Annotated in this window: 19 protein-coding genes, 1 other RNA gene and 1 pseudogene; 17 read left to right on the top strand and 4 right to left on the bottom strand. The window is 41.3% G+C overall.

Annotated features, from left to right (window positions below):
- The first annotated feature begins 25 nt into the window (after positions 1-25).
- From rnr to AC1D69_RS20060, 7 genes are all read left to right on the top strand, one after another.
- On the top strand, positions 26-2,944 hold the full coding sequence (gene rnr / locus AC1D69_RS20090; protein ID WP_495457920.1) for a ribonuclease R: 2,919 nt from the start codon (positions 26-28) through the stop codon (positions 2,942-2,944).
- A 144-nt stretch (positions 2,945-3,088) separates the two neighbouring features.
- Positions 3,089-3,571: an SsrA-binding protein SmpB gene (gene smpB, locus AC1D69_RS20085; RefSeq protein ID WP_495457919.1), complete on the top strand. Its 483-nt coding sequence runs from the start codon at positions 3,089-3,091 to the stop codon at positions 3,569-3,571.
- Between the two features lie 247 nt (positions 3,572-3,818).
- Positions 3,819-4,183, top strand: a transfer-messenger RNA (tmRNA) gene (ssrA, locus tag AC1D69_RS20080).
- 395 nt (positions 4,184-4,578) lie between these two features.
- On the top strand, positions 4,579-5,430 hold the full coding sequence (locus AC1D69_RS20075; RefSeq protein WP_495457918.1) for a DNRLRE domain-containing protein: 852 nt from the start codon (positions 4,579-4,581) through the stop codon (positions 5,428-5,430).
- Positions 5,372-7,225 (top strand): autotransporter outer membrane beta-barrel domain-containing protein, encoded by a 1,854-nt coding sequence (locus tag AC1D69_RS20070; RefSeq protein WP_495457917.1) that lies wholly within the window; start codon positions 5,372-5,374, stop codon positions 7,223-7,225. Before AC1D69_RS20075 ends, AC1D69_RS20070 begins: the two co-directional genes overlap by 59 nt.
- Positions 7,222-7,980 (top strand): hypothetical protein, encoded by a 759-nt coding sequence (locus AC1D69_RS20065; RefSeq protein WP_495457916.1) that lies wholly within the window; start codon positions 7,222-7,224, stop codon positions 7,978-7,980. Before AC1D69_RS20070 ends, AC1D69_RS20065 begins: the two co-directional genes overlap by 4 nt.
- Positions 7,977-8,447: an S-layer homology domain-containing protein gene (locus AC1D69_RS20060; RefSeq protein ID WP_495457915.1), complete on the top strand. Its 471-nt coding sequence runs from the start codon at positions 7,977-7,979 to the stop codon at positions 8,445-8,447. The genes AC1D69_RS20065 and AC1D69_RS20060 overlap by 4 nt, the downstream gene beginning before the upstream one ends.
- A 145-nt stretch (positions 8,448-8,592) precedes the next feature.
- On the opposite strand, the gene AC1D69_RS20055 is transcribed toward AC1D69_RS20060, so the two are convergent.
- Positions 8,593-9,336, bottom strand: a complete 744-nt coding sequence (locus tag AC1D69_RS20055) for a nitroreductase family protein (protein ID WP_495457914.1) — start codon at positions 9,334-9,336, stop codon at positions 8,593-8,595.
- A gap of 162 nt (positions 9,337-9,498) precedes the next feature.
- Here AC1D69_RS20055 and AC1D69_RS20050 point away from each other — a divergent pair, with 162 nt between their 5' ends.
- The 5 genes from AC1D69_RS20050 to AC1D69_RS20030 all read left to right on the top strand — a co-directional run bounded on the left by AC1D69_RS20050 (position 9,499) and on the right by AC1D69_RS20030 (position 14,632).
- Positions 9,499-9,990 (top strand): MarR family transcriptional regulator, encoded by a 492-nt coding sequence (locus AC1D69_RS20050; RefSeq protein ID WP_495457913.1) that lies wholly within the window; start codon positions 9,499-9,501, stop codon positions 9,988-9,990.
- A 369-nt stretch (positions 9,991-10,359) separates the two neighbouring features.
- A complete protein-coding gene (ahpC, locus tag AC1D69_RS20045; protein ID WP_495457912.1) occupies positions 10,360-10,923 on the top strand; it encodes an alkyl hydroperoxide reductase subunit C in 564 nt (187 codons plus the stop codon).
- 14 nt (positions 10,924-10,937) lie between these two features.
- The gene (gene ahpF, locus AC1D69_RS20040; RefSeq protein ID WP_495457911.1) at positions 10,938-12,467 is read left to right on the top strand and encodes an alkyl hydroperoxide reductase subunit F; all 1,530 of its coding nucleotides are present in this window, start codon (positions 10,938-10,940) and stop codon (positions 12,465-12,467) included.
- A 172-nt stretch (positions 12,468-12,639) separates the two neighbouring features.
- Complete coding sequence (locus AC1D69_RS20035; protein ID WP_495457910.1) at positions 12,640-13,842, top strand: MFS transporter; 1,203 nt, start codon at positions 12,640-12,642, stop codon at positions 13,840-13,842.
- A 142-nt stretch (positions 13,843-13,984) separates the two neighbouring features.
- Complete coding sequence (locus tag AC1D69_RS20030) at positions 13,985-14,632, top strand: 2OG-Fe(II) oxygenase (protein ID WP_495457909.1); 648 nt, start codon at positions 13,985-13,987, stop codon at positions 14,630-14,632.
- A 68-nt stretch (positions 14,633-14,700) separates the two neighbouring features.
- Here the strand turns inward: AC1D69_RS20030 and AC1D69_RS20025 are convergent, their stop codons facing one another.
- On the bottom strand, positions 14,701-15,372 hold the full coding sequence (locus AC1D69_RS20025) for a stalk domain-containing protein (protein ID WP_495457908.1): 672 nt from the start codon (positions 15,370-15,372) through the stop codon (positions 14,701-14,703).
- A gap of 285 nt (positions 15,373-15,657) precedes the next feature.
- Here AC1D69_RS20025 and AC1D69_RS20020 point away from each other — a divergent pair, with 285 nt between their 5' ends.
- From AC1D69_RS20020 to AC1D69_RS20005, 4 genes and pseudogenes are all read left to right on the top strand, one after another.
- On the top strand, positions 15,658-16,446 hold the full coding sequence (locus tag AC1D69_RS20020) for a sensor domain-containing protein (protein ID WP_495457907.1): 789 nt from the start codon (positions 15,658-15,660) through the stop codon (positions 16,444-16,446).
- 311 nt (positions 16,447-16,757) lie between these two features.
- Positions 16,758-16,883 carry a hypothetical protein gene (locus AC1D69_RS20015; RefSeq protein WP_495457906.1) on the top strand — a complete coding sequence of 42 codons (126 nt, stop codon included), beginning with the start codon at positions 16,758-16,760 and terminating at the stop codon, positions 16,881-16,883.
- A 41-nt stretch (positions 16,884-16,924) separates the two neighbouring features.
- Complete coding sequence (locus AC1D69_RS20010; RefSeq protein WP_495457905.1) at positions 16,925-17,371, top strand: TetR-like C-terminal domain-containing protein; 447 nt, start codon at positions 16,925-16,927, stop codon at positions 17,369-17,371.
- A 319-nt stretch (positions 17,372-17,690) separates the two neighbouring features.
- Positions 17,691-18,496, top strand: a pseudogene (locus tag AC1D69_RS20005) (SDR family NAD(P)-dependent oxidoreductase).
- Positions 18,497-18,565: 69 nt separating this feature from the next.
- Here AC1D69_RS20005 and AC1D69_RS20000 read toward each other — a convergent pair.
- Entirely contained in the window at positions 18,566-19,312 is a 747-nt protein-coding gene (locus AC1D69_RS20000; protein ID WP_495457904.1) for a C40 family peptidase, read from the bottom strand.
- 184 nt (positions 19,313-19,496) lie between these two features.
- On the bottom strand, positions 19,497-20,147 hold the full coding sequence (locus AC1D69_RS19995) for a TetR/AcrR family transcriptional regulator (protein WP_495457903.1): 651 nt from the start codon (positions 20,145-20,147) through the stop codon (positions 19,497-19,499).
- Between the two features lie 268 nt (positions 20,148-20,415).
- On the opposite strand from AC1D69_RS19995, the gene AC1D69_RS19990 reads away from it, so the two are divergent.
- Positions 20,416-22,053 (top strand): FAD-binding protein, encoded by a 1,638-nt coding sequence (locus AC1D69_RS19990; protein WP_495457902.1) that lies wholly within the window; start codon positions 20,416-20,418, stop codon positions 22,051-22,053.
- The last annotated feature ends 34 nt before the right edge of the window (positions 22,054-22,087 follow it).

Below are 22,087 nucleotides of genomic sequence, written 5' to 3'. Positions count from 1 at the left end.
TTGCAAGTCATCTGAGGTGATAAATATGATATCAGAAGAAGAGATACTGAATTTTATGCGTGAAACAGCTTATAAGCCAATGACATACCAAGAGCTGGAACAGCATTTTGGGATTAGTCAGGCTCAGGATTTCAAGGAATTCGTGAAACTGTTGAACGCCATTGAACAAGACGGAAAAATTATACTAACACGTACCAATCGTTATGGTGTACCGGAGCGTATGGATCTTATACGTGGTCGCGTACAAGCGCATGCCAAAGGTTTTGCATTTCTAATTCCAGACGATCGGGACCACCCCGATGTCTACATCAACGCTAACGACCTTAAGAGTGCTATGAACGGTGACATTGTCCTTGTTCGTGTTACTTCAAAGAGTGCAGCTGGAGGTAAGTTAGAAGGCGAAATTATCCGTATAGTGAAACGGGCAATTACACAAGTGGTTGGGATATTCCAGAATAACGAAGCGTATGGTTTCGTATTGCCTGATGACAAGCGAATTAACCGTGATATTTTTATACCTAAGAATGCATTTAATGGTGCTGTGGACGGTGAGAAGGTCGTTGTACGGATTGTGAACTATCCAGAAGGGCGTTCTGCTGCAGAAGGCGAAGTAGCTGAAGTACTTGGTCATAAGGATGATCCGGGTGTAGACATTATCTCTATTATTCGTAAACATCAATTACCAGAAGCATTTCCTGAGGAAGTATTGGCTGAAGCGGAACAAGCGCCGGATTCCATTACTGATGAGGAGATTGCTCAGCAAGGCAGACGTGACCTACGTAATAAAACCATTGTAACAATTGATGGTGAAGATGCTAAGGATCTAGATGATGCTGTTAATGTTGAGCTTTTACCGAATGGGCACTATCTCCTTGGAGTTCATATCGCCGATGTAGGTTATTATGTGCGAGAGGGCTCTGAGCTGGATAAGGAAGCTTACAATCGTGGATGCAGCGTTTATTTGGTTGATCGCGTTATTCCGATGTTGCCACATCGCCTATCGAATGGGATCTGTAGTCTTAATCCCCAGGTGGACAGGCTAACGTTATCATGTGAGATGGAATTCGATGAGAATATGAAAGTCGTTAATCATGATGTGTTTACGAGCGTAATTCGAACGAAAGAACGCATGACCTATACGAATGTACGCAAAATTCTAGAGGATGAAGATCCTGAGTTAATGGAGCGTTATAGTGACTTAGTTGATACCTTCCGACTGATGAAAGAATTGGCTTTGAAGCTTCGTGGTAATCGCATGCGCCGTGGCGCTGTGGATTTTGACTTCCAAGAATCTAAAGTCATTGTGGATGAGAAGGGTAAGGCTGTAGATATTGTCAAAAGAGAACGTTCAATCGCGGAGCAAATGATTGAAGAGTTCATGCTTGCGGCGAATGAGACGGTAGCTGAGCATTTCCATTGGCTAAAAGTACCGTTCATCTATCGTATCCATGAGAATCCAGATCCAGAGAGACTACAGAACTTCTTGGCTTTTGCTGAGAATTTTGGCTTTCATGTCAAAGGTCGCGGAAACTCTATCCATCCAAGAGCTCTACAAGGGTTACTTGAAGATATTCAAGGAACAAAGGAACAAACGGTTATCAGTACGATGATGCTTCGTTCGATGAAGCAAGCGAAATATGATGCAGAGACGTCAGGTCATTTCGGGCTCGCGGCTGAGTACTATTCACACTTTACATCACCTATTCGTCGATATCCTGACCTTGCAATACATCGTGTCATTCGAGAAGTGATCGAGAACAAGGGGATGTTAAGTAATAAGCGTCAGGAATACCTTGCTTCACGTATGCCGGATGTAGCTCAACAATCTTCCGAGCGTGAGCGCGTTGCGGTGGAAGCAGAACGAGATACGGATCAGCTTAAGAAGGCTGAGTATATGTTGGATAAGGTTGGCGAAGAATTCGATGGAATGATCAGCAGTGTGACTAACTTCGGTATGTTTATTGAGCTAGAGAATTCAGTCGAAGGTTTAATTCGTTTGAGTGCGCTGACAGACGACTATTATCACTTTAATGAACAGATGATGTCATTAATTGGTGAACGTACTTCTAAAGTATTCCGCATTGGTGACGAATTGAAGATTCGTGTAGCACGTGTGAATATGGACGACCATACGATCGATTTTGAATTGATCGATATGAAGCCGCGGAAGGAAGGTAGCCGAGGCGGAAATGGGGGTCGTCCAGCAGGGGCAAATGGCAGTTTTGGTAAAGGTCCGGGCCGTGGAGGTAACAAGAACGGAGCTCGTGGTGATAAGGGAGCTTCAGGAAAGACAACTGGTGGGAAAATCGGATCTAACAGCAGAGGCACAAAGGCGCCTGGTGCACATGGTGGAGGTAAGAAGAAAGCGATGAATATGGGGAATAATACAATGGTTAACGGTGCAGCTACAGATGCAGGGAGTAAGCCATCTGAAGGCAGAGGTAGTAGAGGTAAAGGTAAATCGGGCGGTTTCAACAACCGTAAAGGCAATAAGGATGTTGCTTTTAAACCTGTAAATGACAATGTAGTTGTTGCTGAGGGTGGTAAAACCGCTACTCCAAGTGAAAATACGAAACCAGCTAGTCGTGGAGCAGCTCCTAGACGTGAAGGTGGAAATAGTGGTAATAAGGATAAGGGCGCAGGACGTAAACGTGACCGTGGTCCAGGTGCTCCAGCAGGTCGTTATGATGCTTTACAGACAACGCGTGGTCCTGGATTTGCATTCGGATCAGGTAAGGGAGGATACGGAGCAGGAGCAACTAGCGAGACAACACGTAACGATAGTTCACCTTCCAATGGGAATGGACGTAAACCTTCAGGTCGCGGTGGAATCTTTCTAGGTGGAGAAGCAACACCGGGAAGTGGTGCTGGAGGCAATTCACGTAAACGCCCAGCAAGAGAAGAGCAAAGTAAGACAAACGAAACCTCAAGCGAAGAGAAGTAGTAGATACCTTTAGAAGCTTAGAGGGCTTGCCTCATCTTGATTTTGAAGGATGCAGTTGATACAATGGATTTCTGGTATATTCTTTGTTGGATGAGGAATATGTACCAGAATCCATTTTTTATCATGATGTAAGGGGTTGAGGACATGGGTAAGAATAATAGTGACGGGAAAGTCTTGGCCCAGAACAAGAAAGCTTCCCATGATTATTTCATAGAAGAAACGTATGAAGCTGGAATGGTCTTAACGGGTACAGAGATTAAGTCACTTCGTAATGGTAGATCGAACATTGGTGATGCGTTTGCTACGATTCGTAATGGTGAGATTCATATTCATAATATGCACATCAGCCCTTTTGAACAAGGGAATCGGAGTAATCCGACGGATCCAACGCGAACACGTAAACTTCTTATGCATAAAGTACAGATTAAGAAGTTAGTCGGGTTGTTGAAGCAAGAAGGTTACACGGTTGTTCCACTTAAGATCTATATTAAGAATGGCTATGCAAAGCTACTTATTGGTCTAGGTCGAGGGAAGAAACAATACGATAAAAGAGATACTGCTGCTAAACGTGATGCACAGCGTGATATTCAACGTGCTTTACGAGAGAAGCAAAAGATTGCACGATAACGGTTTGATGCAGGATGGTAAACGGCTGAAGTTTCTTTAGGCTCACATGTCTGGCAATCTTGACCTATATTTCCTTGAACTAAGTTTCATAATGTATGCCATATGTGATATACTTAGTTATACGAGATCACTTGATCTTGTTGATTGATTACCTTCTAGTTGTCCTTTTTCATGGAGGAAAAGGATACTGAATAGAACATCATGTCTTGACTACTCAAGATTCTATCCTAGAAGCCCTTTATATTAAGGGGGCGTTTATGGATTCGACGGGGATAGTTTGAGCATGAGTAGCGGGTAGTGGGGACGCGTCCGCTTTATCAACGCTAAAGCCTATTAAATGGCAAAACACAAAACAACTACGCATTAGCAGCTTAATAACCTGTTAGCGTGCTCCTACCTAGCATCGTCCATGTGACTAGACTAGGGGCTAACAAATAGTGGAATACGCTGTCTCATCTCCGCCTGCGGTGAGCTGAAGAAGATAATCAGGCTGACCCAACGTATAGCCGGTTACGGGGCGATACTCGGGTGACATCAAAACTGTGACTACACCCGTAGAATCTTATGTGTCGATATTTTCGGACAGGGGTTCGACTCCCCTCGCCTCCATTTGAAAGACCCGCTGATCTAGCGGGTTTTTTCTTGTTTAGGGAGTGAATTGTAGACGGGCGCCTTAAATGTGGCGTTCTTTTTATTGGCTATAAGGATACCCAAAAGGTGTCCTTTTTTTCGTTGTATGGAGGAGGTGCGAGACAAGAATTGGGCACATCCATATCCTCGTATTTGGATAAATATACAAATTTGTCATGTGACAATATTGATGACAGCAGTCACTATTTTCTAAAATGCTGTAAATATATAATAGATTGATTACATATAAAGATGGGACAGTACGTATACGCTTTTCATGTATAAGTTTAGATAGACACGTATAAGTGAAGTTCATCGCCAAGTGTGAAATGAATTATATTATATTGATATTTTTTTTGATGAAAAGGAGAGTAATCATGAAAGAAAAAATTCTAGTTCTATTAATGATTATTGTTATTGTATTCACGACAATCACACCCGGGTTGATACTAAGAGTTGAGGCGGCAGTGGGGACAGTTACAAAGACCTTTACAGCTACGAAGGATACGATGGAGTTAAACGGTCATATTCAGTATGACGGCATTCATGATAATGATGGGAATGGCTTTCTTGGTATTGGCAGGATTAATGACCAATACGGGAATGTTCGGCAGAGGGCTGGCATAACGTTTGATTTGGGTGTGCCCGAAGGGAATGTTGTATCAGCAGAGTTGGTCTTGACTGTTGCTACTGTTATCAGAAATCCTAACCATACTTTGTATATGGAAGCCAGAAGATCTGCGACGAATGATTTGAATTATGTAACCTTTCCATCTTTAGATACGAGTAGTCCTTATGCAGATAAATTCATTGCGAAGAGTACTGATGAAGTGCCTATGGGTACTTATCTTGAGAATCAATCCATTACTTTTAATGTGAAAAGTGCTGTAGATGCTTTCACAGATGTCACGGATCGTAAAATCACCTTCTTACTCAATGGGAATGAGGCAGACGCTGACAGCGGCTGGTTCTCCATTCACTCCTTAGAGACTCATGAGAATGCTGCATACCGTCCGAAGCTAGTCGTTACTTATGAGACTGGACCGGTTAATACTCCCCCTGTGGGTTCTTTTATGATTTCGGAGGGAGTAGCGACAAACATAAGCACAGTTAATTTATCCGTAATAGGATCAGATCCTGATGCAGGGGATAGTGTTACCCATATGAGATTTGCGGATAGCGTTGCTAACTTGTCAGCGGCTTCTTGGCTGCAATACAGCAACATTTAGTCTAACTGGAGGAGATGGATCGAAGACCATCTATATGCAGCTTAGGGATTACAACAATGGGATCTCAACCAATTCTTCTCAAACCATTCTATTGGATCAAACAGCACCAACAGGTACACTGATCATTAATGATGGTGCCTCATGGTCGAAATCACACACGGTCACTTTGAAAGGAACCTATACGGATGGAAGCGGCTCAGGAGTTGAGCAGGCACGCCTTTCTAATATTAACGGCAGTTGGCAGACCAGTTGGTTCAGTATCGCTGACCTGAACGGGAGGTCATGGGTCCTTCCAGCTGGCGAGGGAGCTCAGACCGTATATGTACAATATAGAGATAAAGTCGAAAATTCGAGCAGTTCTGTTATTAGCAGTACGATTGCAGTAGATATAACCGCACCTGTTATTACGAATGTAGTCAATGGCAAAGCATATAACAGCACAGTTACCCCTCTTTTTAACGAAGGCAGCGGATTGCTTAATGGGAGCCCTTATTCCAGCGGTACAGATATTACGCAGGATGGAGCATATACGTTAATCGTCACCGATCCAGCAGGTAATAGTGCTACGGTGAGCTTCCGTATTGATACGGCGTTACCTATAGTGGTGGGAGTATACAATGGCGAAATATACAACACGAGCAAAACGATTACCTTTAACGAAGGGACAGCGACCTTAAACGGAGCAGTTTTTGTGAATAATACACAAGTTACACTAGAAGGTGTGTATACTCTAGTCGTAACAGATGATGCAGGCAATAAAGCAATTATTAGCTTCGTGATTGATAAGACAGGACCGATGGTGATGGGAGTTAGCAACGGTGGATTCTATAAAACAAAAGTATCTGTGGGCTTCAACGATGGAACGGCTACGCTGAACGGTGTGGCATTTGCTAATGGTACGGATATTGATCAGGATGGCAATTATACTCTGGTCGTAACGGATGCTGTAGGAAATGTAACGACCGTAAGCTTCATGATTGACACGGTAGCTCCAGTTGTAACGGGAGTAGCAGATGGAGGAGTTTACAAGTTAAGTAAGACGGTAGTTTTTAACGAAGGAACCGCAACGTTGAATGGGGCGGCCTTTACAAGCGGGACAGAAGTTACACAAGATGGTATTTATACGCTAGTTGTCACGGATCAGGCAGGTAATGTGACGACGGTTAATTTTGAGGTTAATAATGTCGGACCAACGGTTACGGGAGTAACGGAGGGTGAAGTCTATAAGTCAGTAACTCCTATATTTATGAAAGGAACGGCGAAGCTGAATGGAACAACCTTTGTCAGCGGTACGGAGATCATACTGGAGGGGGATTACACACTTGTTGTAACGGATGCAGCGAGTAACGCGACAACCATTAAATTTCAAATTGATGTAACTGCCCCAGAGGGTACGGTAAGTATCCAAGCAGGTGCAGAATGGACAAATGTGACGGACGTTACACTCACTCTGACTAGTAACGACGGAAACAATGGTAGCGGAATAGCGGAGATGCGCTTTTCTAACAACGGAAGTGATTGGGGAAACTGGGAACCATCAGTTATAACAAAGGCTTGGAGCCTTGTAACGGGGGACGCGGAGAAGACGGTTTATGTACAGTTTAAAGACAAGGTTGGCAATGTGAGTGGAACCATTAATGACGTTATTAAGCTGGATCAAACGATTCCTACAGGAACAATCGCTATAGACAAGGGTGAAACCACGACAAGCAGCAAGTCAGTGGCAGTAACTTTAACTTCTTCAGATGGTGCAGGTAGTGGCGTGACTGAAATGCGTTCTCCGAAGATAGTGTGACGTGGTTGAGTTGGGAGGCCATATCATCTGAGAAAAAATGGCGTTTTACGGGTGAAGCGGGATTAAAGAAACTTTACGTCCAATTCCAAGACGCAGTAGGTAATATTAGTACGTCAAACTTGGCTTCAATTACCTATCAAGAAAGCTCGGGTGTTAGCGGCGGGGGTTCTAACGGGGGTGGTTCTAGCAGCGGTGGTTCTGTAAGTGAGGGGAGCACAGAAATTCTTCCTAGTGTTGATGCTGTCATTATTAGTACAGGGGGGAAGTCGGAGGTAGCAAAAGTTGATGTTAAAATGGTCGAAGGAAAAAAGGTAACAACGGTCTTCTTGGAAGAAGCTCAACTTCAAGCGATGCTGAATAAATCGGACAACAAACCGATTATTACGATTACGGTTCGTAACCATTCTGAAACCGTCAATTGGGAGATGAACTCTGAACTCCTACAAATCTTGGAGAACAACAATGCAATCATTCAAGTGATTACGGAAACGGTAGTGTATACTCTTCCCTTGGATCAAGTTAGCGTTAATAAATGGCGTAATCAACTAGGAACCGATATTCCTTTAAAGGACATGAAGATCAAGGTGCAAATAATTAATCTTCCTATATCGGGATTTGAGAATTTGGGTCATGGGCAGGTTTCATTTGTCGTTCCGCCGATTAGTTTTTCTATAAAGGGGTTATATGGAAACAAGGAAATAGAATTAAATCAATTCGATACTTTTGTGGAAAGGCGCTTGTACCATCCGACATGAGCTTAACTCCCGTCGTAATACGTGTAGGATCTATCCCTGTGGGTAATACAATTATTATTAATGGAGCAGACGAGCAACAGTTTATACCGGATAGTGATATTACACGCGCAGAGTATATAGCGATTATTACTAGATCATTAGGCTTAAGCTCAGCAAACAAGACATTTCATTTCAATGATATAGAGGAGAAAGCCTGGTATCATCAATCCGTTCAGATCGGGTTTTCTTATGGTTTGGTCGATGGATATAACGATGGTTCCTTCAGCCCTAATGAGAAGATAACTAGACAGGAAGCGATGGTTATTCTATCTAGGGCAATGAAGCTTGTGGAGTTGAATAAGGAGATAGACGGTACGAAGCAGCAAGAGTTAGTCAGCAATTTCGCAGATAGTGAACAATTGGCCTCTTGGGCTCGTCAAGCTGCAGCAATCATTCAGCGATTACTTCAACAAGCTGAATTTGTTTAAAATAACTACAGCGTATGGTGATCTTGTACAGCCAAGCTCCTCGCCTCCATTTTTAAATCCACAACCAAATCCGGTTGTGGATTTTTCATTTTAGGGATAAGAGACTATAAGAAAAGGTCAACATGCCTTATATAGACAATCCTCACTACTTCAAATCAAAACCTTTACTTTTTACGTATTCGGTATATCCGCCCAACGGCAAATCTTTTTCTAGCATGGCAATAAATTTGCCGGACCAGCTTGCCTTCTGTTTGTTATTCGTTCGTGCGCCATAGTATTCCTCGATTTCCCGGTCATAGCTTTCGACCTTTGCTTTAAGATCGTGATCATACTGGTTTTCAAAAAATACGGCAGACTGGGGCAACCGTGGCTTTTGCTCAGGGAATTCATCGGGAATCCCTACTGCAAGACCGACCAAAGGAATGACGAGGTTCGGCAGGTCAAGCCATTTGTCGAGGGCAGGCAAGGTTTCGTTTATTCCACCGATAATTACGGCTCCGAGCCCCATTGATTGGGCAGCCAAATTGGCATTTTGCAGAGCAAGCGAGGCACTCAGTACAGCGGTTTGATAAAAATACGAGAAGCTCAGGGTATGACTCATTTTCTCTTGTTGTTCCGGGCTGGCGGCTAGCATCATCCGATGTAGATCGGTGCAAAAAATAAAAAAGTACCCGCATTCCCCAATTGAGGGATTTTTCGAATGCACTGCGATATTCTTCAGCAGTTCCTGATCAGTAATGCCGATGATTGTGAACGGCTGCATATGCGCCGAGGTTGGTGCCATCTGCGCTGCATCGACAATGGCTTCGATTTGCTCGCCAGTCAACGGAATATTTTGAAACTTACGGATGGAGCGATGTTCGCGGATCAGTTGAATAACCTCATTCATTAAAATTCCCTCCCAATAGATAGTTTCTGCTGAAGCTATAGGAAGACCCCGTTTCACCTTATGGTTTCCATGGAAACCATATTACCAAGAAAAAGATATTGTGTCAAATAGTTTCCATGGAAACTATGATATAATTAAAATAAAAAAAGGTAGGCTTCCCTTATGGCAGAAGATATGAATGATGATTTACTTCAGCTCAAAAACCGCATCGAAAAATCAATCTACCGGATCCTCATTAGCGAAGCCGACGAGGACCAGGATCGACTGTGGCTCATGGACCGTATTTCTGACGACCGGCTAAAAAAGATGCTGCCCAGCCTATCTGTCTCAAGTCTCCATGTTTTGGACGTCATCAATACGCATGAAGGCATTATAGGGGCTGATATTGCCCGCGATATGGAGTTAACAAAAGGCGCCGTCTCGAAAATCACCCGTAAATTGTTGGATCAGGGCCTGATTCAGAAGAAACAACTGCCGGACAACCTGAAAGAGATTTACTTCTCCGTGAGTCCGCTCGGTGCCGAATTGGCCGAACTGCATCGGTTATTCCACCAAGAGCAGGATAAGAAAGCGATGGGATTGTTAACAAGCTTCGACGTAGCGTCGTTGGAAATCGTGGCAGACTTTATGGAGAAGCTAGCCAGCTTGAAATAGGGGAAATATTTTAAGATACCTTTAGATATTTATTTAGTTTTATAGTATATTTGTAATTAATAGGAATATTATGCGTCTATTTTAAAGGTTCAGGATTTTGTCACTCTATAAGAGAGATCACTCCATCATCATCTTGAGGAAGTGAATACTCTGGTTCAATTCGAAGCATAATGTGTAATGAAATTAACATGTAATTTAGAGCGTAGTTTAGAGAGTTCACAAAATGTTAATTATAATTATTCTAAACTAACTTGACGGATTATATTATTTAGTTAATAATAATGATTATAAAGTATATTCACAGTTAGTTGTTTTAAGGCTTGAATATACTATATTAATACTAATACAACTTAAAAGGAGATTATAAATATGTCACTTATCGGAACAGAAGTACTACCATTCACAGCATCTGCATTTCAAGACGGTAAATTTATTGATGTTACAGAGGAAAATTTCAAAGGTAAATGGAGTGTAGTGTGCTTTTACCCAGCTGACTTTACATTCGTATGCCCTACAGAACTAGAAGATCTACAGAACCAATATGAAACTTTAAAAGGTCTTGGTGTTGAAGTGTATTCCGTATCAACAGATACTCATTTCACACATAAAGCATGGCATGCAAGTTCTGATGCTATTGGTAAAGTTAAATACATTATGATCGGTGATCCTTCCCATGTTGTTTCTCGTAACTTTGATGTATTGATCGAAGCTGATGGTCTAGCTGATCGTGGTACATTCATTATTGATCCAGACGGCGTTATCCAAACGGTTGAGATTAATGCAGGAGGCATTGGTCGTGATGCTAGTGCTCTTGTTAACAAAATCAAAGCTGCGCAGTATGTACGTAACCATCCAGGTGAAGTTTGCCCAGCGAAATGGTCTGAAGGTGCTGCAACACTTAAACCAAGTCTTGATCTTGTAGGTAAAATTTAAGGTAGGTGTAGAAGATGAGACTAGATCCAGAAATAAAGTCCCAACTAGAACAATACCTCCAGCTCTTGGAAGGTAATATCGTGTTAAGGGTTAGCGCAGGCGATGATGAGGCATCTGAAGAAATGTTGTCACTGATCGATGAACTCGCTACCATGTCTTCCATGATCACTGTGGAAAACACACAATTACCTAGAACGCCAAGCTTTAGCGTAAATCGTGTGGGTGAAGAAACAGGCGTAACTTTTGCTGGAACACCATTAGGCCATGAATTTACTTCATTAGTACTCGCTCTATTACAAGTTAGTGGACGAGCTCCTAAGGTTGAACAGAATGTTATTGATCAGATCAAGAACATTCGTGGTGAATATACGTTTGAAACTTATATCAGCTTAAGCTGTCATAATTGTCCTGATGTTGTACAAGCCCTGAACTTGATGTCCATCCTTAATCCTGGTATTTCTCATACGATGATTGATGGTGGAGCCTTCAAAGAAGAGGTAGAACGCAAGGAAATTATGTCTGTACCAAGTGTTTACCTTAACGGTGAATTCTTCGAAAGCGGTCGTATGACCGTAGAAGAGATTCTTGCCAAAATGGGTAATGGTCCTGACGCGTCAGAGTTTGACAATAAAGAACCTTTTGACGTACTTGTTGTTGGTGGCGGTCCATCAGGTGCAAGTGCAGCAATTTATGCAGCACGTAAAGGAATTCGCACAGGTATTGTTGCTGAACGCTTTGGCGGTCAGGTCAATGATACTGTGGGTATTGAGAACTTTATCAGTGTTAAATATACTGAGGGTCCTAAGCTCGTGGCTAGCATTGAAGAGCAGGTTAAAGAATATGGCATCGATATAATGAATCTACAGCGTGCAAAACGTCTTGAGAAGAAGGATCTAATCGAAGTTGAACTCGAGAATGGTGCGATTCTGAAGAGTAAGGCAGTTATCCTATCAACAGGTGCACGTTGGCGCAATATGGGTGTTCCTGGTGAAACAGAGTTCAAGAACAAAGGTGTGGCTTATTGCCCCCATTGTGACGGTCCTTTATTCATAGGAAAAGATGTTGCCGTTGTTGGTGGCGGTAATTCAGGTATTGAAGCTGCAATTGATCTTGCAGGAATTGTGAAACATGTGACAGTTCTTGAATTTGCACCAGAACTAAAAGCTGATGCTGTGTTACAAGATCGCCTTTACAGTCTGCCTAATGTTACTGTACTGAAAAACGTTATGACAAAAGAAGTGACTGGAACTGATAAAGTTAACGGTATTTCTTATGAAGAACGTGATACAGGAGCAATCAAGCATATTGAATTGCAGGGTGTGTTTGTACAGATCGGTCTTGTACCTAATACCGATTGGTTAGGTGACATGGTTGAACGAACTCGCATGGGTGAGATTGTTGTAAACAGTCACGGTGCTACAAACATACCTGGAGTATTTGCTGCAGGAGATTGTACGAATAGTGCTTATAAGCAGATCATCATTTCTATGGGATCTGGTGCTACTGCGGCGTTAGGTGCTTTCGATTATTTAATCCGAAGCTAATAAGCTAGAAATAGCGAGCCCTCATTTTTCACAAAATGGGGGCTTTTTGTTATGAATAAGGATCAATAGTATTCACATTTTAACTTGTCAGTAAAACCTATTCCTGCTATTATCGTAATAACTTATTAAATGAGTTTAATAAGTACATCAACACTAAGGAGTACATACAAAGATGGCAACGTTCTTTTTGATTATTATTTACTTAGCGTTTATTAGTTTGGGGCTACCTGATTCATTGCTAGGATCAGCATGGCCTGTGATGAGTATGGATCTGAATGCATCACTAGGAACTGCAGGAATTATTTCAATGGTTATTGCAGGTTGTACGATTGTATCAAGCTTGATAAGTGGTACCGTGCTCCATCGTTTTGGTACGGGGAAAGTGACACTTGTGAGTTGTATCATGACAGCAGCAGCGCTATTTGGTTTTACATGGTCTCCTTCACTTATTTGGTTGGTTATTTTTGCGATTCCACTCGGAATAGGCGCTGGGTCTGTAGACGCAGGATTAAATAATTACGTGGCTATTCATTACAAAGCACATCATATGAGTTGGCTGCACTGTTTTTGGGGAGTAGGTGCTACACTGGGTCCGATGATTATGGCTTCGTCTATTTCAGGCACCAATCAGTGGAGACAAGGATATCTCATCGTTGCGGTTATTCAACTTATTCTAGTAGTTATTCTATTCGTTACGCTTCCTCTGTGGGATCGAGTTGCAAACCGTAGTCACGTCATGAATACGGAAGATGAACATGAGTCGGGTAATCAGGAGTTAGATCCCATTGCTGAGAATAAGAAGCCGTGGAATATAAAAGGAGTCAAATTAGCGATGCTAACCTTCTTATTCTATTGTGGAATCGAGGCAAGTATGGGGTTATGGGGCAGTAGCTTTCTTGTAAATATAAAAGATTTATCCGCAGCAACGGCAGCACAATGGGTCTCATGGTTCTATATAGGCATCACCGTTGGGCGAATGATTACTGGATTTATTACGTTTAAAATGAGTAGTCGAATGCTAATTAGGTATGGTCAGCTGATCGCTTTATTCGGAACATTATTGCTTGTATTACCATTTCCACCGATCCTCTCGCTTATAGGATTTACAGTTGTAGGATTGGGGTTAGCACCCATATTTCCTTGTATGCTACATGAGACCCCTGCCCGATTTGGGAAAAAAAAGGCGCAGTCCATTATGGGTTTTCAAATGGCAGCTGCTTATACGGGAAGTACACTAATCCCTCCCTTTCTTGGTTTGCTTGCAACCAATATAAACATTAGTATCTTTCCGTGGTTTATTATCATGTTTGCCATCGCGATGCTGTTGTGTACAGAGAAACTAAATCATTTCTTGAAGAAATCGTTGCGTGGGTGACGAGACAGGAAGTGGTCTTCTACTCCGCGAAATATGAGGCATGTTAATTGTATACTCTGTTTGAAAAGTTATTAGAGCTAATTATTCCAGTTAATGGTATGTTGTTCCGTGATGGACGTCATACTATAGGGGCTGCATAAGAATGATAGGGAATACGACAGAGAAGGAACGGACGATATTTGATCATGCTGGAAATACAATCAAGACCGAAGATCGAGAGATTCGAATGATTGCCAAGTATGAGGAGCCTCTGGTTGTCGTATTAGGAAATGTGCTTAGCGATGAGGAATGCGATGAGCTAATAAAGCATTCTAGTGAACAATTGCAGCGTTCAAAAATAGGCCAAGATTATGAGGTCAATTCAATTAGAACGAGCAGTGGTGTATTTTGTGAAGAGAATGAGATGGTTACAAGAATCGAGCAGCGACTCTCTCAAATTATGAATATCCCTATTAAGAATGGCGATGGCTTGCAAGTTCTGCAATATACCCCTGGCCAAGAGTATCAACCTCATTTTGATTTCTTCGCAGAAACAAGTCGAGCAGGTGCCGCCAACAATCGAATTAGTACGATCGTGATGTATTTGAATGATGTGGAGGAAGGTGGAGAAACAACATTCCCTAAGCTGCATTTATCTATTTTTCCTAGCAAAGGTATGGCGGTCTACTTCGAATATTTCTACAGTGATCAGGAATTAAACGACCTCACACTGCATGCAGGTACACCCGTGATCAAAGGAGAAAAGTGGGTTGCAACGATGTGGATGAGAAGGCAATCTTTTCGCAGCTAGTTTGAGGGGATAATCCCTGTCGACTCCTTTATGAAAGCCCCGCCCCGATTGGGGTGAGGCTTCATTTCTTATTTATAGTAGGAGGTCGTTAATGGGACGAATATGCTCCCACCTTCCTTAAGATCTGAATGTATAAAAAGACTTTCCACGCCACTAATGTCAATCTCGAACGTTTTTAGTCCTTCCGCCATATCAATAGTATCGATTTCAAGTTTAGCATCCGTCTTAGTATCTTGAACGGAGAAATTCTCAATATCTTTGCCCACTGCTGCGACTTGAAGGTACAATTTTTGATATTTTCCCTTAGGATAGAGCATGAATCCGCTTGAGCGGTTGCCACTGGCGTTATTGAAGAAAACATCTTTATAGTCTTTACCATTATAACTCGTTAACTGGGGATCCTTAGTCCGATAATCGGCGTCAAAACCTTCAGCAATCGAGACCCCTACCCCTTTTTCACCAAGAAAGATAGTATTGGTTGTATTATCATATTCGATTGCAACGCCGAGTGCCTTCGACATGGCACGTACTGGAAGATATGTACTTCCGTTATATGAGATGGGTGCCATAACTGCACCTTTATCGTTCAGTGGTTGAAACGGTTCTCCATTCACCTGAAACTTCATGGTTGGATTCAAAAATGCTTTAATCTGCTGCAAATTTGACCCCGCATACACACCAGCACTGGTACTCATTAATAAAATAGCAGTGGCTCCAGCTGTGAGCCATTTCTTCCGCATGTTAATAGCCTCCTTAGAAACAAATTTGGTATAATTAGCAATTGATATGTGTTAATTGCACTTGAAAACCTCCTATCATATGAATAGTCCGAATCCTCATAATTCAGACCTCTTTTCCGCTATAATACAATTTCCAATACACATAAGTTCATTTAGACATGGCAAGTCCTAGTCTAAAGTCTAGGTTAAGCCCCCCCCTTAGGACGGTTATGTCAGGCAAATAAGACGGATATAATGAATTTATATCGGAAAGCGTGACTTATGAAGCCAAAGGAGTGTTTGAATATGAAGGCAATAGGTGCTACTGCAAATACACCGACAGGGAAGGTGCATTGGGTACTTTTTAATCCAAAAACCTATGCAGCCATCCTCTATTTATTGTTATCTCTCCCATTAGGGATTATCTATTTTACAGTAGCGATAACGGGAATTGCACTATCAATCGGATTAGCTCCAATTTTTATTGGAATACCACTTTTTTTTGGAGTAGCTAAGCTGTTGAATGGGATTATAAGCTTTGAACAAAGCATGATAAGGCAAATTTTACGTTTACCTACTCCTCCTGTTTCATCCAACAATCAACAGTCCGAAACAGGACGAAACTGGTTGATGCAAATGGTGAGAGGTTTTGATGGTGAGCTATTCATTCGAAATCTGATGCTTGTATTACTAAGATTTGTAACAGGTATTGTATTCTTTATTATTATGGTAACGGCGATATCATTAGGGCTAGGATTTATTGCTCTTCCAGTCGTACATATCATTTTGATGAATGAGATGAAGCTTGATATTTTAGAAAATACCTTGTTTAGTTATTTTCATATCGATTGGACCTATAATCAGCAATATATGCTGTATGTAGGCGTTGGTCTTGTGCTTTTCTGGATCGCGCTTCGCGTCGTGAATGGGCTTATGCAAATTCAGCGCAGAATCATGTATGTGGATGAGCCCTATCAGCAGTCGTCCGTACCCGTGGAGACGCAATCACATGCGACGGTTCAGTCGCAATATTATGAGTACGAAGAGAATCAACCTACTCAAGGGATGATGCAGCCAGTCTATAGAGAGCTTTAGAGGATCTCTTTTATCTACAATCCAATAAAGTACTTTGATTTCATGTAATCATGGAGAAAAGCTGTCGAGAATAATCTCTCGACAGCTTTTCTTTTGCGTAAATGTAAGGGATGCATACGAATAAGAGTATGGAGAGAGCGATGATGAGAAGAAGGTTTGCCTTGCAGTGCAACAACCAATTGTCGCCATCTTTGTGGAGGTTGTTTTATGGGGAAGTTAGTTGATATAAATTATAGAGTGTATAATAAAATGATTGTTGAATGATATAATACAGTAAAAGTATTTGCGTTAGATTATAGGAGGATAGCGCTTTGAGTGATAAGCTTGATCCAAGACAAATACGTTCTAAAAAGAAGCTTCATGAAGCGTATTTAGCACTAATAATGGCTACGAATTCAACTCTTTCAATTAAAGAAATATGTGATAAAGCAGGCTGACAAGGCCTACCTTTTATAAGCTTTATAATGATGTCTATTCTTTGAGAACAGCTATATATAAGGAAATGTTACTTGAGTTAAATCAAATGTTAGTGATTAAAGAACAGATGAGAGTGGAAGATGTTAGACTTAAAAATTTACCGATTAATATGGTGAATTTATTTCAACATATTTCAGATAATGATATATTTTACCATTCATTTCTTCTTTTCAGTCCAGACTCTGATTTCATTAATGAATTAAAGAGCATATTAAAAAATTACATTGAGGATGGACTTCGTATTGCAAATTCGGAAGAAGATAAGGTAAGCATACCATTGGAATTTGCAATTAATTATGCAGTGGGGGCTTATTTTGAGAGTATTTTATGGTGGATACAGAATAACTATAAATTTTCTGCCGAAGAAATGACTATGTTATTACTACGAATATCATTAAAGGGTCCATTCACGGACGAAATTCAACGATTGTTTAAATTAGAAAAATAAGAAATTCCTTAATGATACAATTACGAAATTTTTTCGTATCATCAAGGAATTTTTTTTGTTTTTAAAGGGTTGTCCAACCGTCATCGATACCTAACTTTAGCTGCAGTTACAAATTGAACTTGTCACTAGCTAAGTACAAGACACCGTGAACGGCATCTTCGGCTACCCACAAGTGGTATTCACCTCGCCACCAATGGAGATAATGTTATCTACCGCAGCATCGGTAATGATTGTAACTTTAAAATATTTTTGTTAACAAGTTTACACTTGTAAATTAGTTGGTATGCTATACATATTGTTTTATGTTAATAAATAGTCAATGGGAGGAATTAATATGGGTCGTTTAGAGAATAAGGTAGCAATCGTAACAGGAGCAGCCTCTGGAATGGGGGAAGCGACAGCTAAGTTGTTTGCAAAAGAAGGAGCTAAAGTCGTTGTTGCTGATATTAACATTGAGAGTGCAAAGCGAGTTGTTGCAGAGATTGAAGCTATGGATGGAATAGCACTTGCACAATACGTTGATATTGGTATACCTGAACAAATAGAAGAAATGGTTTTAGCAGCTAAGAATGAATTTGGTCGCTTAGACATTCTTCACAATAATGCCGCTCGTCTTAATTTTAAAGGTGATGTAGATGTAGTGGGAATGGATTTGTTCGAATGGAATGAAACGATGCGATTTAATCTAAAATCGGTTCTTTTAGGAACAAAATATGCGATTCCAGTCATGCTTGAAAATGGTGGAGGCTCGATCATTAATACTACTTCAATGGGAGGATTGGTTGGTGAACTTGGAAAATCCGCGTACGCAGCTGCAAAAGCAGGGGTTATATCATTAACGAAGTCAACGGCGGTTCAATATGCAATGCAATTGCACCAGGTATGGTACTAAGCGATACGATGGTAGAAAATGCGCCAGAGTCATTAAAAAAATTAATAGATATCTATACAGATTTAAAATGTACACCACGTATTGGTAATCCTGTAGATATTGCTAATTTAGCTGTGTTTCTAGGTAGTGATGAATCTACATTTATTACAGGTCAAGTCATTAGTGCGGATGGTGGATTGCTTATTAAAAATCCAGCTGTTGCCGAAGTACAAAAACAAAATTTAAATTGGTAATTTCAGCAATGAACCCACAACCGCAACAGGTTGTGGATTTTTGCTGTCCTCCATGTGAGGTTCTTTTAGTTAATCATGAATATTTCCTCCCAAGACGAAGCGGTGATTTAACTGCCGCCACGTCAATTCGCCAATATGGACCCCGCCGCTGTTTTTGGAAGGTGAATGAATGATCTTTCCATTACCCATATAAATACCTACATGGGTAATGATCCTATCGGATGGCTGTAAATTTTCATAGTCAGATGCGTTGTTTCCTCTATAGCTAGAGAAGAATAACAAATCCCCACGTTTGGCTTCTTTCAGTGAAGTATATTTTTTCTTGGAAAAGGCTTTAACGTATGCAGCTTGACTCCTCGAATCCCACGGTAAATCCATCTCTAATGAAGTCATAAACACCCACCGTGTATAGTCGGAACAGTCGAATGTAGAAGGCTCAGTTCGATCAGAACCATATAAATAGGGGGTTCCTATAAAAGATTCAGCGGTCGTAATAAGCTTCTTCACAAAATTCTTATGGCTCGGATGAATGGAAGGGGTAGGGTGTTGCTTGATGAGTGGAAATCCATTTGGATCTAGTAATACCTTTTTACTCGGATCAGCAGTTAAATTCCGTATGCGGTGAGCATTAGGTAGTTGCTCAACACCTAAATCTCCGAAATATAGATCGGGGTCATTGGTTTGTTCTTCTGTAACTATTTTCGATTTGTGGTCATTGGCGGAATGTGGGCGTATTTCATTGTTTGACGAGCAAGCAGAGAGAATAATAATACAGCTTAATCCCAATGTAAGCACCTGAATCATTCGTTTTCTCACTAAATCACGTACCTCTCTAGGTCATATGATTTTAGAATGTCTAGATTTGTTTTTTTGATTCACGTAGAGGGGAAATAAGAACCTAAATAGTTAAAGGCGAATTTCCATTCAAACTGAATGAGAATTCGCCACTGAGCGGGACTTTTTTATTTCTGATATCGAAATTAGACTATGGTTTCTATAATTACTTTTTCAAATAATTAATAAATAGAGATTTAAGAACGGAGAGTTCCTCTTGGGGAGCTAAGTCGAGTTCGACCATAAGAATGTTTTGCTGTAAAGATAGCTTTCTAGTAAAAGTGAAGAATGTGTGGATGATCGTAGTTAGCGTCTTCTCTATCGATATATCGGATCGAATCGATCCGTCGCGAACACCTTGTTCGGTAATAGTCGAGAATACCTTAGAAATTTCCCGATAGACGGCATTGAATGTGTCGATATCTTCCAGGGGATCTTTGTAGTGAGCGGCATAACTATCGAAATTCTCTAACATTTTTACATTCGAACTGTCGTGCTGATCTAGCGTTGAAATAGAGCTTTCGAATAGCAACTCCAACTTCTGAAGACAGGATAAAGGTAGAGCAGCGATCGATTGGTATGTGTGAAGGACTGTTTCTAGGTTTCTTGTAGCGACCGCAACGACCAACTTATCTTTTCTTGGAAAAAATCGAAATACGGTGGCTACTCCGAGGCTAGCCTTGGTTGCAATATCCTGCATGGTGGTTTTCTCAATACCTTTATGTGTAAACACATGTTCAGCTGCTTCAAGAATGACGAGTGTCCGGTTTTGTTTGCTACTTAGGAGTTCGTTCTCATATCTTTTTTTTGGATTCATGAGGTTAGCCTCTCAGTTCATAGGGTTTTCTGTTCCTCGTATTATATCGTTCTATTATTTTTGAAACAACAATTGAAGTTTTTGTGACAATTTGATATGATAAATATCACAGTGATAGACACTATATCATTTGTATATAAATGGAATGATCATGGAACGAAGAAGAGCTAAAATATTTTTTTATAGTTCTATGACAGCGCTTACTTTTTGAGGGGTATGGAGCTAGTCAGTAGGTAACAAAAAATACAATCAGAATGGAGATGCGACAGTGCCAGCTAAAAAACCTGCTCAGTGGGATCGCGAAGTGGATGTTGTTGTTATGGGAACCGGGGGTGCGGCGTTAGTAGCTGCGATTACGGCTCATGACCAAGGTGCAAAAGTGTTAATTCTAGAAAAAATGTCCCAGATTGGGGGAACAACTGCATTCTCCGGAGGGATTCCATGGATTCCGATGAACCGTTATATGCAAGAAGCGGGAATCGGAGATACTCGTGAGGATGCACTCACCTATATCCGCCGTCTGACTGGGGGTAAAGAGCCAGATTCATCACTTCTCGAAGTCTTTGTTGATAATGGACATAAAATGATTGATTATCTTCATGAGAATACACCATTGAGATTTGCTGTTCCGTTGTCCTATCCTTCTTATTACGGTAATCTTCCAGGAGCTAAGAATGGTCGTTCCCTTGATCCAGTTCCTTTTGATATGACTCAAATTAATGAATGGGGAGATAAGATTCGTCAGAATCCTATATTTCCACCGCTAACACTTGAAGAGGGTGGCGCAATTGGCGGAGTCGATTTTGCTAAAGTAGCAGAGCGTATGGAGAATAACATTGTAACGATGGGTCGCTCGTTGATTGCTTCTATGTTCAAAGCTATTCTAGATCGTGGAATCGAAACGTTGGTAGAAACACCAGGTAAAGAATTGGTACTTAATGATGATGGCGAAGTCATTGGACTTGTTGCCGAGCAAAATGGTGAGAAGTTGTATATCGGTGCACGCAAAGGGGTCGTTCTTGCTTCCGGTGGATTTGAATGGAATCAGGAACTTGCTAAGACGTTCTTAAAGGGTGAAATTACACATCCGATGTCACCTCCAGGTAATGATGGAGATGGCTTGATCATGGCGATGGAGGCAGGCGCAGCTCTTGGAAATATGAGTGAAGCTTGGTGGTATCCAGCGATGCAAGATCCTACTTTTGAATATGAAGATCACGTCATGAACCAACTCGGCGGTGGACGTAATGGTCCAAACAGTATTGTAGTTAACCGTCATGGCAAACGTTTTGTCCATGAGGGAACGACATATAACGATATGCCTAAAGCATTTTATCAATATGACCCTGTAGCGCTTGAGTGGCCGAATGAACCTCCAGTATGGATGATCTTTGACCAACAATTAAAGGATAGCACAATGATTATTACGATGATGCCAGGAGAAGATACGCCAGAGTGGGTCGATCAAGCTGATAACATTAGAGACTTGGCTGAGAAAATTGGTGTAGATGCTGATGGTCTTGAAGCAACGGTACAACGTTGGAATGAGAATTCCAAGAAGGGTATCGATCCCGATTTCCACCGTGGAGAAACCTTCTTTGAGAATCTAAATGGCGGAGGTGGAAATGCCGCTGCTAATATTGGACCAATCGAAAAGGGACCTTTCTACGCATTACCAATCTATTTCGGTGCACTTGGCACGAGCGGTGGACCTAGAATTAATGCGGATGGTCAAGTGATCAACCTTCGTGGCCAAACCATTTCTGGTCTGTATGCCGCTGGTAATGCAGCTATGGGAATCATGGGACAAACGTATGCTAGCGCGGGCGGAACGATTGGTCCAGCAATGACATTCGGTTATCTTGCAGGAATGGCAGTTGGTAAATTGGAGCCGAAAGACATCTAAGACAACTATAAAACAATAAAGGAAGAGTGACTAA

The sequence above is a fragment of the Paenibacillus sp. Y301 genome (assembly GCF_059445505.1).
This window is presented reverse-complemented; position numbering and strand designations above follow the sequence as displayed.